This is a genomic window from Paraburkholderia sp. ZP32-5, assembly GCF_021390495.1.
Classification (GTDB): Bacteria; Pseudomonadota; Gammaproteobacteria; order Burkholderiales; family Burkholderiaceae; genus Paraburkholderia.
Window position 1 is genome coordinate 255,757 of the sequence record NZ_JAJEJP010000003.1, and the last position, 13,533, is coordinate 269,289.

The 13,533-nt window shown below is 59.5% G+C and carries 11 protein-coding genes; all 11 read left to right on the forward strand.

What is annotated here, in order from left to right; all coding sequences use genetic code 11:
• Window positions 1-204: 204 nt before the first annotated feature.
• The 11 genes from L0U82_RS33785 (at window position 205) to tssL (ending at window position 13,520) form a co-directional block, all read left to right on the forward strand.
• Window positions 205-747, forward strand: a complete 543-nt coding sequence (locus tag L0U82_RS33785) for a fimbrial protein (protein ID WP_233837982.1) — start codon at window positions 205-207, stop codon at window positions 745-747.
• Between the two features lie 90 nt (window positions 748-837).
• Complete coding sequence (locus L0U82_RS33790; protein WP_233837983.1) at window positions 838-1,611, forward strand: fimbria/pilus periplasmic chaperone; 774 nt, start codon at window positions 838-840, stop codon at window positions 1,609-1,611.
• 291 nt (window positions 1,612-1,902) lie between these two features.
• The gene (locus L0U82_RS33795; RefSeq protein ID WP_233837984.1) at window positions 1,903-4,479 is read left to right on the forward strand and encodes a fimbria/pilus outer membrane usher protein; all 2,577 of its coding nucleotides are present in this window, start codon (window positions 1,903-1,905) and stop codon (window positions 4,477-4,479) included.
• A gap of 74 nt (window positions 4,480-4,553) precedes the next feature.
• The gene (locus L0U82_RS33800; RefSeq protein ID WP_233837985.1) at window positions 4,554-5,114 is read left to right on the forward strand and encodes a fimbrial protein; all 561 of its coding nucleotides are present in this window, start codon (window positions 4,554-4,556) and stop codon (window positions 5,112-5,114) included.
• 31 nt (window positions 5,115-5,145) lie between these two features.
• Window positions 5,146-7,212 carry a DotU family type IV/VI secretion system protein gene (locus L0U82_RS33805; protein ID WP_233837986.1) on the forward strand — a complete coding sequence of 689 codons (2,067 nt, stop codon included), beginning with the start codon at window positions 5,146-5,148 and terminating at the stop codon, window positions 7,210-7,212.
• A 210-nt stretch (window positions 7,213-7,422) separates the two neighbouring features.
• Window positions 7,423-7,974 (forward strand): type VI secretion system contractile sheath small subunit, encoded by a 552-nt coding sequence (gene tssB / locus L0U82_RS33810; RefSeq protein WP_233837987.1) that lies wholly within the window; start codon window positions 7,423-7,425, stop codon window positions 7,972-7,974.
• A gap of 45 nt (window positions 7,975-8,019) precedes the next feature.
• Window positions 8,020-9,522, forward strand: coding sequence for a type VI secretion system contractile sheath large subunit (gene tssC, locus L0U82_RS33815; RefSeq protein WP_233837988.1), 1,503 nt, complete (start codon window positions 8,020-8,022; stop codon window positions 9,520-9,522).
• A gap of 129 nt (window positions 9,523-9,651) precedes the next feature.
• Window positions 9,652-10,134, forward strand: coding sequence for an Hcp family type VI secretion system effector (locus tag L0U82_RS33820; RefSeq protein ID WP_233837989.1), 483 nt, complete (start codon window positions 9,652-9,654; stop codon window positions 10,132-10,134).
• A 148-nt stretch (window positions 10,135-10,282) separates the two neighbouring features.
• A complete protein-coding gene (tssJ, locus tag L0U82_RS33825; RefSeq protein ID WP_233837990.1) occupies window positions 10,283-10,837 on the forward strand; it encodes a type VI secretion system lipoprotein TssJ in 555 nt (184 codons plus the stop codon).
• Window positions 10,834-12,183 carry a type VI secretion system baseplate subunit TssK gene (gene tssK, locus L0U82_RS33830; protein ID WP_233837991.1) on the forward strand — a complete coding sequence of 450 codons (1,350 nt, stop codon included), beginning with the start codon at window positions 10,834-10,836 and terminating at the stop codon, window positions 12,181-12,183. Before tssJ ends, tssK begins: the two co-directional genes overlap by 4 nt.
• Window positions 12,180-13,520, forward strand: a complete 1,341-nt coding sequence (gene tssL / locus L0U82_RS33835; protein ID WP_233837992.1) for a type VI secretion system protein TssL, long form — start codon at window positions 12,180-12,182, stop codon at window positions 13,518-13,520. Before tssK ends, tssL begins: the two co-directional genes overlap by 4 nt.
• Window positions 13,521-13,533: the final 13 nt, after the last annotated feature.

The following is a 13,533-nucleotide window of genomic DNA, read 5'->3' on the forward strand; positions in this document are numbered from 1 at the left end:
GCTCCCCATCTTCGTCGGTTTGCCTCCGGTCCAACCGGTGCCCCGGCGCGTCTTCGCTGGTTGTTCAAATAGACATTCATTTTGGGCAACTGCCCATTAACAGTGGTCCGTCGCGATGACATCATTCCTCCACCTTGACGATTGCTGAATACCTCGGCTTTACCAAGGTTTGTAGTTTGAGATAGCAAGATGAGGAATCGATCGATGAAGAAGAAACAAGTCACGCAACTAATACTCGCAATGATGGGTCTGGCCGTCGCACCGATGGTCTTTGCGCAATCGGCACCCGGTACTGGTCAGGTCACGTTCACTGGCGAACTGTACGATGAAACCTGTGTGATCGACAACGGCGACGATGACAAGAAGGTTTTGCTGCCGACGCTGTCCACCCAGTCGCTCAACGCTGCGGGGCGAGTCGCTGGCTCAACGATGTTCGATATTTCGGTGTCCGGCTGCCCGGCAACGCTGACCAGCGTTGCCGCGCATTTCGAGACCACGAACATGAATCCGGATACGCGCAACGCCATCAATCAGGCTAGCGTCTCGAAGGCAGGTAACGTTGAAGTCCAATTGCTGGACCGCGACGGTATGACGCCGATCAAGCTCGGCAGCACGGGTACGTCCGTTCCGATCGACGCCGCTTCCCATACCGCCCAGATGAGCTACGGCGGCCAGTACTACGCAACGGATGCAACCACGGCCGGTAACGTGACGGCAATCGTGCGCTACACGCTGGCATACAACTAAGCCATTCAGAGCTGAATGACATCGGGTTGCTTTTCATTCGGAAAGCAGCCTGACTCGACATTCCAGTTATTCGATCGCTTTGAGGGGCGTATGCGTTCAATGAAGTTTCGTATTCTGGCTGCCGCTGCGGTCGTTTGTAGCGTGGCCACTTTCGCTGCACAGGCTGCCGTCACGATTACCGGAACACGAGTCGTCTATCCAGCTCAGAACCGCGAGGTCAATGTTCGGCTTAACAACGTCGATAGTCGTCCCGTGCTTGTTCAGGCCTGGTTGGACGACGGCGACGCCGCGGCCGCACCGAATGAAATCAAGGTGCCGTTCACGCTGCTGCCTTCCGTGTTCAGAGTGGAACCTAACCGCGGTCAGGCTTTGCGGATCATGTTCACCGGCGGCGATATGCCGAAGGACCGTGAATCCGTTTACTGGTTGAACGTGTTGGAGATCCCGCCCAAGCCTAAGGATGCGGACTCTCGCAACATGATCCAGCTTGCGTTCCGTACCCGAATCAAGATGTTCTATCGGCCGGCGTCGTTACTCGACGATCCGACGGCGGGGCGTGCGCTTCTCACGTGGCATGTCGAGGCAAACGAAAAGGGCGAACGCGTTATCCGCGTAGACAATCCGTCGCCTTATTACATATCGGTCGGTAGCGTCGAGGTGTCCGCGGGAAACAGGAAAGTTTCGCTGCGGCCGGATATGGCACCTCCGTTCGGCCATGTCGATTTCGTTGCCGAGGAAGGCAAGCTCGACATCACGGCTCCTGCAACGATCTCCTACACCGTTCTTAATGATTTCGGTACGCCGGTCAAGGATTCGGCAGAGCTTCAGTCAACACAGCGCGCAGAAGTACGGAAAGACCAATAGTCAAACTACGGGATGTCGGGTGTGCGGAATAAGAAAGCGGCAGTAGGATCGGTATTAGGTAGCTTCCCTTTCAGGTGTCATCCGCTGGCTTGGGCGGCAGTGATGGCGTCGGGATGTTGGGCGTTTTCCGCGGATTCCGCGTTTGCCTCGTGTTCGCCCGACGGCTCAGCCGTGGAGAGGGCCGGCGATTGCATGGCGCCTGAGTCGCCGCAACAGGTGGCGGAAACCGGCTCGGCTGCGCTCCCGCCTGATCACATCGCCGCCAAAACGCCGCTTCCCACCGCGGCCCCGATGGAGGCTCCTCAGGAAGTGGAGTTCAATCCCGCATTCTTTACGGGCAATGTTGCGGATCTGTCGCGCTATACGCGAGGCAATCCGGTTGCTCCGGGCTTGTATCCGCTCGAATTATTCGTCAACGGCAAAAAGCGTGGGCGCCTGGAAGTCCTGTTCCAGGAAGTGCCGGGTTCCGACATTGCCGCACCGTGCTTCACGATGTCTGCGCTGGATCGAATCGGTGTCGATACCAGCCGCGTAGTCGATCGGCTCAAGCAAGCCGGAAAAAATCAGCTTGATGCGGCGGAGTCTTCGTCGTTGTGTATTCCGCTGTCAGAGGCTGTACCCGGATCAGCGGCGTCGTTCAATACCGCCGATCTGCAACTCGATCTTTCGGTACCTCAGATCGAGTTGCGCAGGGAAGCCGCTGGATACGTCGATCCGGCCCGGTGGGATAACGGCATCAACGCGGGCTTCCTTCAATACAGCCTCGCCAGCTACGCTAGCCACCAGAACAGCGGCGCGGATCTGAACAGCGTCTTTCTCGGTCTCCAGAGCGGGATCAATGTCAATGGCTGGCGTCTTCGCCAGTGGTCCACGGCCAGCTGGCAGAACCGCTCGCCGGATGCGCATTGGCAAAATGTGTCGCTGTTTGCGCAGCACGACATCACATCGCTGAAGAGCCAATTTACGGTTGGCGACAGTTCGACGAGCGGTGACGTATTCGATTCGTTCAACGTGCGCGGCGTACAGGTTTCCACCGACGACCGCATGCTGCCGGATTCGATGAGATCTTACGCGCCGGTCGTGCGTGGCGTAGCCGATACCAATGCACGTGTGACGGTACGTCAGAACAACATCATCCTGACCGAGACCAGCGTGCCACCAGGGCCGTTCGAACTGAGCGACCTGCCGGCCACCGGCTACGGCGGCGACCTTCAGGTCACGATAACGGAAGCCGACGGTCGTCAACGAACTTTTCTCGTACCGTTTGCTTCCGTGCCGCAGTTGCTGAGACCCGGCGTTTCACGCTTCAACGTGACGACGGGTGTCTATCGCGACATGGTGCTCGATGCGCATCCTTGGGTCGCGCAGGGCATTTATCAGCGAGGTATGACGAACCTGCTGACTGGCTACACCGGCGCTCAGTTTTCCGAGGGCTATTGGTCTGGTCTTGTCGGCCTTGCCCTCAATACGCCACTCGGCGCGGTCGCGCTGGATGTGACGGCGGCCGGTACTCATGTATCTGGCGTATCCAACGGTCGTCCGGGTTATAGCGCGCGCATTAGCTACAGCAAGCTTGTCCCCACCACGAAGACAAATTTTTCCGTTGCGGCGTACCGCTATTCCACCGCGCGCTTCTACAGCCTGCGCGACGCGATCTACGCGCGCAACAGTACGGCAGGGAACGCGGCTCTGTACGACTACCGTATGCGTAGCCGTCTACAGTTGAATATCAACCAGCCGATCGGCGAATCGAGTTCGATCTATCTCGCCGGCAGTTCGCAAAACTATTGGGGTAGTGCGAAGGGGTATGACCTTCAGTATCAGGTCGGCTTCAACAGTTCGTATAAGCGCATCGCCTATTCGCTGTACGCGCAACGCTCGCGTCTGCAGAACTCGCGGATCAACACGCAGGTCGGCTTGAATTTCACCGTCCCGTTGGGACGGGTCGATTCGAATGCGAAGCACATGTTCGATTACCTGAGCGCAAACCTGTCGCGCTCCTCGGGAGGCGACAGCACGATTCAGGCCACGGCTTCGGGCAACACGAGTGGGGACACGCCAGTCAGCTACGGCATCAATGCGGCGCGGATCGTCTCCGCGGACAACCGGACTGTGTCGGCGGGCGGCTATGCGATGTACCGCGGGCAATATGGCACCTACAACGGCAACGCGTCGATCAGCAACCAGACGCGTCAAGCCGCCTTCAATGCCGACGGTGCGGTGGTCGTGCACAGCGGTGGCGTGACGTTGAGTCCACCGCTTGGCCAGGCATTTGCACTGGTCGAGGCGAAAGGGGCGGAGGGTGGCCGGATCATCAATGGTCAGGGTGCGCGCATCGACAGCAATGGCTACGCGGTATTGCCGTCGTTGATGCCTTACCGAGTCAATACGGTGGCACTCGACCCGAGCGACGTGTCGCTCGACGTTGAACTCGGCAATACGAGTGAAGAAGTGGTGCCGCGCGCCAATTCACTCGTGAAAGTGAAGATTGCGACAACCCAGGGCACGCCTATATTCGCCGAGGTCGAAGACCCGCAAGGCCACGCGCTGCCGATGGGCACGGAGCTGTTCGACGAATCCGAAAAGTCGGTTGGCATCGTTGGCCAAGGCGGCCTCGCTTATCTGCGTGGCCTCGAGGGTCACGGCCAGCTGCGCGTGCGCTGGGGTACGGGTGCTGCCGAGCAGTGTGTGATGCCCTATGCGATCCCGGACGAAAAGACGGACAACAAGAATGATAAGAGCCGGCAGTCGGGGATTGTCGCTCGTATCAAGTTGAGTTGCGATCCGGCTCTGATCTGGTCTCCGCCGTCCAGGAAGCATGCTGTAAATGCGTCTTCAGGCGTGGCTCCCGCCAGTTCTCTTCAGTGATTCGCGAAGCATGATGCGGACGTCTGCTCGCGCGTCATGCTTCAAATGATTGTGCCGACAGTGGAGGTCGGGAAATGAACCATATCGAGAAATACCTGAGAATTGCCGGGCTGATACTTGGCGTGGTGGCTGGCATGCTGGCTGTGCCCGCGACAACTAGCGCGCAGTCCTTGCCTTCGGTCAGGCTCAATTTCACGGGCAACTATGTTGCTACGACGTGCCAGTTGATTGGCTCGCCCGATATGACGGAAACCTTGCCAAGGGTTTCGACGCAATCGCTTGCCGCGCCAGGGGCGGTGGCTGGCGAAAAGGATTTCACCATCACGATGCAATGCCCGAGCGACGTGACGGGTGCGCGCGTTTACTTCGAAAGCGGTCCGGCGACCGACCCGCAAACCGGGAATTTGACCCCCCAGTCTATTAGCGGTGTGACATCGGCCTCTAATGTCCAGATCAGGCTCGCGAATTCGGACGGTACGCCGATCAAGGTCGGCGATCGGTCGACGATGCGAGTCATTCCGATCACGTCGACAGATCCAACGCCGGCAAGATTCTTCGCGAGCTATTACGCGACCGGGCGCGCTACCGCGGGCAGGGTAAGCACTTTTGTGACCTACGTCGTCGAAGTGCCCTGATGCTGCCCGACGAATACATCTGTTTTCAATAATGTCCGACTCAATCGCCACGCTGGTGCGAGCGACAGCACTGTGTGCAGCATTGCTGCGCGGCGGCGCCGAGATTCCAGCTATCCATATTTGGCGTGCCCGCTGCAGCGCGCTGGTCGAGACATTGCGGCAGGCCATGCAGGACGCGCAATATCCTGCGGCGCTCATCGACGAAGCCAGTCTCGCTCAAAGCGTGTTGCTCGACGAACTGACATTGCGTGCGTTGCCGCTTGCGCAACACACTGAATGGTCGCGCGAATCCTTGCAGATGCGTTTTCATCGCGTACGCGACGGCGCCTCGCGAGTCTGGGAGCGTATCGACGCATTGCTTGACAAGCGTCACCACGACCAGGCGGCACTTGAGCTATACGGCATTCTGCTCGAACTGGGCTTTAGCGGAGGCCGCGCCGATGCAGATGCTTGTCGGCGCCGAGTGAAACTGGCGGTGAGCCGACTACCGGGTAGCGACACGTCGGCCCCTGTGCTGGCGAAGAACATTGGCTCGTCAACGCGGCATCCGAAGCAGGCGTTCATCATGACTTTCGCAGTCCGCTATCGCGCGCTGCTGGTCTGCTTCACGCTTTTCGTGATTGGGCTGATGTGGCTGTGCATTCCACGCGATTCCCAACCGTCGTCGTTTGCCGCGCTGGGCCTTGTCTCGTTGACAGCTTTTTGCGCAACTGCTCTGCTTGCCTACAGGCGATCGCCAGCGGGCCACAACAATGAAGCAATAAGCCTGGACACAGCGCGCGAGTTGCCTGTGATTCTCGTCGCCGGGCCATATGCCGCCGCGGCGTTCGAAGGCAGTGCGCGGATGTGCACGTTACGCCGCACTAGCGACGCAGTGTGGATGCTGGTCAGAACCCCGGATGAACTGGCGGCATCGATAGCCACGATCAAAATTTCGCATCAGCGGCTGCCAGATGCCGTGCTGATGCCCGTTGTTCCCGACGGCGATCGCGACGATGCGCAGATTCGTCAGGAATTTTCCCGTTGGCGGTATGAACTCGATCGAACCGAAGGTTATCGCGCAGCCGCATTGCCTTGCTATATCGCGATTTACGCATGTCTCGGAGCCGGTGGCGATGCTGCGGCGAGTCCGATATGGTTCGGCGACGTCATGGGCGCGTCGACGACCGAGCCGGAAATTCAACATGCGCGACATGCTGCAAGTCTGATCCGAAGTCAGCTGGATCAGGCGTCGCTTGAGAGTATGCAACCGGCGCTCGCCGCACGCAGAGCGCTGGGGCACGCGGTGGTCGACTGGCTCGAAGATGTCGCGCTGTTGTCGATTCTTTCGTCGCTCGCAAATACGGCGCCACTGTCGTTGCGCGGCTTGTTGCTGTCTGATATCGGGTATGCGCCGACGCACGCGGGTGCGTGGACACGCTGGCTGAACGGCAAGACGGGCCTGCGGCCATGTCCGATACCACCGAAGCGACAGCCGTTGCCGCTGCCCAAGGTCCCTGTGCGCGCGTTTGTAGAGCGAACCCCGGAGAGCGGCCAGCGGAGGCCGCATTGGTTAGCGTCGTACGCAGTGGCGGCGTCGGCCGCTTTGGTGGTGGCGTCGATCGGCGTCCCGGTGTGGATGATGAACAGCCGGCCCGACTCAAAGCGCGGCGTAGCCGCCGGGTTTGGCGGGGCATGGTACCAGGATGAAGCATCATTAGCCGCGCTGGCGCATAGCGGCTCGAAATCCGCTCAGCGGGAAGGTGTGACGATCGACAACCTGTCGCTATTCGATAGCGGCAAGACCACGCTCAAGCCAGGGGCCGAACTCAAGCTCAAGGCCGCTATCGATCTGATTCTGGCTAACCCGGGCAAGCGAATTCTGATTGCGGGCCATACAGATGATGTCGGTACGAGCGCCGCGAATCTGATGCTTTCCGAGGCGCGAGCCCGTGCTATTCGTGACTGGTTCGTCGACAACGCTTCGTTGCCGGTCACGCGCTTTGCGATTCAAGGCTACGGCGACACGCGTCCGCTCGCCAGTAACGCAGATAGTCGGGGCCGCGAAATGAATCGTCGTGTCGAAATCACTCTGGTGCCCGACTCGCGAGCAGACTAAACACGCTCGCGACAGTTAGCCCCCGCACCGCTGCCTCGTCGAGCAGCGTCGACCTCTCCAGGCGATCCATTCGACAGGATCAATTTTGGGCAACCGCCCATGTCCTTCAGCAACTCCCGTACTTAATATCTTTGTTTTGCGGGTCTGCTTCTTCGAAGCTTGCTGTGTCGCCGCTTGTCCTTTTTCTTCAGTGAATAAAGTTAGAGCAATATGCCGGTTTCCAACAGTTCTCAAAAATTCATCGCACGTAATCGTGCGCCCCGGGTTCAGATCGAATACGACGTAGAAATCTACGGCTCGGAAAAGAAGGTCGAACTCCCGTTCGTGATGGGTGTGCTGGCCGATTTGTCGGGTAAACCGCTCGAGCCGTTGCCCGCCGTCGGCGATCGCAAATTCTTCAGTATCGACATCGATAACTTCGACGAGCGAATGAAGGCCATGAAGCCGCGCGTCGCCTTTGCGGTTCCCAACACACTGACGAATGACGGCCAGCTGATGGTCGATATGACATTCGAAAGCATGGACGATTTTTCGCCCGCCGCCGTCGCAAAGAAAGTCGGCGCGCTTGCGCAATTGCTCGAGGCGCGCACGCAGCTAGCCAACCTGCAAACCTATATGGATGGCAAAAGCGGCGCCGAAAACCTCGTCAGCAAGGTTCTTAAGGACCCAGCGCTGCTCGAGGCACTTGCAAATGCGCCGAAGCCGGCGGAGTCGCTGAAGCCGCAAGCCGCGTCCGCCGGCGAGCCGACGATCAACGAGTGATTTGTGCTTTCCGAAGAAAGCAGAGCCTGAACCAGTGGGGAAATAATGGCCCAACGCCAGTCGAAGATTCAAGCCGAGGAAACCTCGAGCGTAACCAGTCAATCCGATTTCAATGCGCTGCTGTCGCGCGAATTCAAGCCGAAAACCGAGCGTGCGCGCGAGGCAGTCGAAAGCGCAGTGCAAACGCTCGCACAGCAGGCGCTGCTCACGGCGGCCACCGTGTCCGACGACGCGTACAAGAACATCGAGTCGATCATCGGTGAGATCGATCGCAAGCTGTCCGAGCAAATCAATCTGATCCTGCATCACGACGAATTCCAGCAACTGGAAAGCGCGTGGCGCGGCTTGCATCACCTCGTGACGAATACGGAAACCGACGATCAACTGAAGATCCGTTTCATGGACGTCTCGAAGGAAGACCTGCGTCGCACGATGAAGCGCTACAAAGGCATCGCGTGGGACCAAAGCCCGTTCTTCAAGCAGATTTACGAAGAAGAATACGGCCAGCTGGGGGGCGAGCCCTACGGTTGTCTCGTAGCCGACTATTACTTCGACCATACGCCGCCCGATGTCGATCTGCTGTCGTCAATCGCGAAAGTCGCCGCGGCGTCGCATGCGCCGTTCATTACCGGCGCGGCGCCGTCGGTGCTGCAAATGGATTCGTGGCAGGAACTCGCAAATCCGCGTGACCTGACAAAGATCTTTACGCAAAACCTCGAATACGCACCGTGGAATTCGTTGCGCAATTCAGAAGACTCGCGCTACATCGGTCTCGCAATGCCGCGTTTCCTGTCGCGTCTGCCCTACGGCATCAACACGAATCCGGTCGACGAATTCAATTTCGAGGAAGCAACCGATGGTGCCGATCATCGCAAGTACGTGTGGTCGAACGCGGCCTATGCGATGGCGGTGAACATCAATCGGTCGTTCAAGAAGTACGGCTGGTGCACGTTGATTCGTGGCGTCGAAAGCGGCGGTGTGGTCGAGAACCTGCCGTGCCACTCGTTCCCGACCGATGACGGCGGTGTCGACATGAAGTGCCCAACCGAGATCGCGATTTCCGACCGTCGCGAAGCGGAACTGTCGAAGAACGGTTTTATGCCGCTGATCCATCGCAAGAATACCGATTACGCGGCATTCATTGGTGCGCAGTCGTTGCAGAAGCCGGTTGAGTACCACGATCCGGACGCAACCGCGAATGCAAATCTGTCCGCGCGTCTGCCGTATCTGTTCGCCTGCTCACGCTTTGCGCATTACCTGAAGTGCATCGTGCGCGACAAGATCGGCTCGTTCAAGGAGCGCGACGAGATGCAGCAGTGGCTCAACGAGTGGGTCATGAACTACGTCGATATCGATCCGGCGAATTCGTCGCAGGAAACCAAAGCGCGTCGGCCGTTAGCCGCCGCCGAGGTGGTGGTCGAGGACGTGGAGGGCAATCCCGGCTATTACCAGGCGAAGTTCTTCCTGCGTCCGCACTTCCAGCTCGAAGGTCTGACCGTTTCGTTGCGCCTTGTTGCGAAACTGCCGATCGTGAAAGAGGCCGCCTAAGCCGAAGGCTGCAGTTTGCTTTGTGGCATCCGGTGATCGCCGAAAACTGAGCGACAGGCAGGCGCTCACTAAATATGCCTGACCTCATTGAGCCTTTTTTATACCTACAAGTCGCAAAGGAGTAGTTTCATGGCGCAAGACATCTTTCTCAAAATCAACGGGATCGATGGGGAATCCACGGACGCGATCCACAAGGACGAAATCGACATCCTGAGCTGGTCGTGGGCCGTTACCCAGCAATCCAACATGCACATCGGGTCCGGCGGCGGCGCAGGTCGCGCAACGGTCGAGGACCTTTCGTTCGAGCACTACATCGATCGTGCGACTCCCAACCTCACGCAGTATTGCCTGACCGGCAAGCATATCGACGAAGCGAAGCTCGTCGTGCGCAAGGCCGGCGGCAATCCGCTCGAATACATCAAGTTCACGATGAACGATGTGCTGGTCACCGCGGTCGAGCCGTCGGGCGTGAGCAATAGCGAGTCGCGTCCGAGCGAGAAAGTGCGTCTGTCGTTTGCCCGTCTGAAGCAGGAGTATGTGGTTCAGAACGCACAAGGCGGTAGCGGTGGCGCGATCACGGCAACGTTCGACATCAAGAAGAACAGCGCCTAACAACGCTTAAGCCGCATGCGTTGCTGAATCGTGATCCTCGCCGGAATGATTGGCTGGGACACCAGCGTTCGCCAGGGTGTCGGGCTATATGCCGCCACCCTGGCAAATTCATTCAGAACGACGCATAAGGTCACTTCGACTCCGTTAGATGGTTCCAAACTTATTTTCCCGTTTCGCAACCTGGCTACGCATTGCAAGCTGGCTAGTACTGAGCGGAGTGGGCATAGGCTTGACAGCATGCAGTAGCACTCCCGTGCCTGTGTTCAAGGAGCAGACGAACCTGCGGCTGCGGATCGCCGCAAGCGAGAACGTCAATCCGAACGAGTGGGGCAACGCCGCGCCGATCCAGGTCCGAGTCTACGAGTTGAAGTCCGCGACCGCATTTGAGAGCGCCGATTTTTTCACGCTGCAGAGCGAGGACAAGAAAGTCCTCGGTGACGACGCGCTGGTCGTCGACGAATTCATTCTGCGCCCAGGTGAGCAGCGCGATGTGATGCGCAAATCTAACCCTGCTACGACCGTTATTGGCGTGCTTGCAGGCTACCGGGAGCTTGGGAAATCGGTGTGGCGTGCGGTCTATCGGTTGCCGGTGGCACCCGACGCCGCGTGGTATCGGATGGCTATTCCAGACAAGGAACAGAAGCTGATGATCCAGCTTGACCAGCGCGCTGTTTCGGTTTCAAAGACAGATCAATTTCGATGAGTTGGTATAACAAGGTTGTGTGGAGCGAAGGTCTGTTCCTGCGCCCACAACTGTTTCAGCAGCAGGAACGCTACCTCGAGTCGCTCGCGCACCGGCGCAGCGCGCCGCTAAGTCCGTTTTTCTGGGGCTTTGGCCGCTATGAAATCGACCAGGAATCGCTGGCGTTCGGCAAGCTCGTGTTCAAGAGCGGAATGGGCGTGTTTCCGGACGGTACGCCATTCGACGTACCGGGTCTGACGCCGCCGCCTCCGCCGCTGACGATCGGCGCGGAGCATCGCGATCAGGTGATCTACCTGGCGGTGCCGCTGCGTCTGCCGAATACTGAGGAAACCGCCTTTACCGAGCAGAGCGGATCGCTTGCCCGTTACGTTGCGTACGACGTGGATCTGCGAGACAGCAACGCGATTGGCCAAGGGCCGAAGCCTGTACAACTCGCGAATCTGCGTCTGCGGCTGCTGCCGGAGAAGGAGCTCACGCAGTCGTGGATCGGCATTGCGCTGACGCGCGTAAAGACCTTACATGCCGATGGCGCGGTGTCGCTGGACCGATCCGAACACATTCCTCCCGTTACCGGCTATGGTGCGAACCCGCTATTGCGTGAATGGACGATGCAGCTACACGGTCTCGCCAGGCTGCGCGCCGACGCGCTGGCGGCCCGGTTGTCCGGTACCGACGGCCGCACGGGCGCCGCCGCCGAAGTGGCCGACTATCTGCTGCTGCAGGTGCTCAATCGTTATGAGCCGCTGCTCGAGCATATCTGCCGGCTGGAAGAAACGGCACCCGTGGATCTGTATCGCGAGCTCGCTCTCTTTGCTGGTGAGCTGTCTACCTTCGTGCGTCCGCAAACACGGCGTCCGGCGCCCGCGCCTGGTTACGACCACGCGCGGCTATACCGCAGCATCAAGCCGCTGGTCGACCAGGTTCACCAACTGCTGAATCAGGTGCTGATTCGCGGTGCGCAGCCGATTGCGCTCACCGAACAGGCGCACGGCATCCGTACCGCGGCCGTGCTGCCGACCGAACTGGCCGGCTATTCGAGTCTGGTGCTCGCGGTGGGTGCGCAGATGCAACCTGACTTGCTGCAGCAACAGTTCCTCGCGCAGACGAAGATCAGCCACCCTCAGCGACTGCCGGAGCTGGTTCGTTCGCTGTTGCCGGGGTTGACGATCGCGCCGCTGCCGGTGCCGCCGCGTCAGATTCCGTTCAACTCGGGTTTTATCTATTTCGAGCTTTCGCGCACCGGGCCGTTCTGGGAGCAGATCGCTCGCCATGGCGGTCTCGCCATGCACATCGGCGGGCATTTTCCGGAGCTCAAGCTTGAGCTGTGGGGCGTGCGTCAGAAATGAGTACAGATGCATACGCGGACAACGCGTTCGACTTTCTGACAGACGCGACCGGCTCCACTTCGAACAAGGAGCTGCCGTCGGCATTGCCGGCGGGTGGTCCATCGGCGGCAGACGCTGCCGGCCAGGAGCCGGTCGTTGATCCGGCCGCGTTCGCTCCGCCAGAAGATCTGCAAATGCGTGTCGAACGCACGCGAGTTGCGCAGAACCCATTACGCGAAGCTGCGCAGCCGTTGCTGCGCATGCTGGCCGACATGCCGGCCGGGCTCGATTCGCCGGTCGCGATGGCGAGCCTGCGTGCGCTGCTCGTGCGTGAAATCGCCGCATTCCAGAAAGTCTGCGATAAGGCGCATCTGCCGTGGAAGCACGTGGCCGCGGTTCGCTACGCGCTGTGCACCGCGCTCGACGAGGCGGCGAACCGCACGCGCTGGGGCGGCGGTGGCGCGTGGGCCACGCGCAGCCTGCTGATCACGTTCGAAGGCGAAGTGGACGGCGGCGAGAAGTTTTTTCTGCTGATCGGCCGTATGGCGACCGATCCTCAGGAATACATCGACGTCCTCGAAGTGCTGTACCGCATTCTCGGTCTTGGATTCGAGGGGCGCTACAGCGTCGTCGTGGATGGCGCGCGTCATCTCGAACAGATCCGCCAGCGCTTACTGACGCTCATTAGCGGCGCCCGCGACACGGGTCGTCTCGAATTGTCGCCTCATTGGCGTGGTGAAGAGCCCGGCAAGATGCGCCTGTTGAGAAGCGTGCCGGTCTGGGTGACCGCGAGCGTCGCCGTGCTGTGCGTATTCTCGATTTTTGCCTGGTACAAGTACCGGCTGTTGTCCGAAAGTCAAACACTCAGCGCGAAAATCCTCGCAATCGGCCGCCCGGTGGAGGTCAAGATCGAGGCGAGCGTCGTGCGCGAGCGGCTGCGCCTGTCGGTGCTGCTCAAAAACGAGATCGCACGCGGCCAACTAACCGTCGACGAGAACCAGCGCAGCAGCAAAGTCGTGTTCCGTGGGGACGATATGTTCGTTCCGGGGCAAAGCCGTATGCGTCCGGAACTGGACCCGGTGTTGACCAAGGTCGCGCGCGAAGTGGTGCGCGTCGGCGGCCATGTCACCGTGACCGGGCATACCGACAACCAGCCAATTCATACCACCGAATTTCCAGACAACCAGGCGTTGTCCGAGAAGCGCGCGGCGTTCGTCGCCGGCGTTCTCAACGCGCACGGCATGCCTGCCGATCGCATCGTCGCGATTGGCAATGGCGATACACAGCCTGTCGCCGACAACGCCACTGCAGAAGGTCGCTCCCGCAATCGACGCGTGGAAGTCCTCGTCACGCAATAACGGGAAAGCCTGA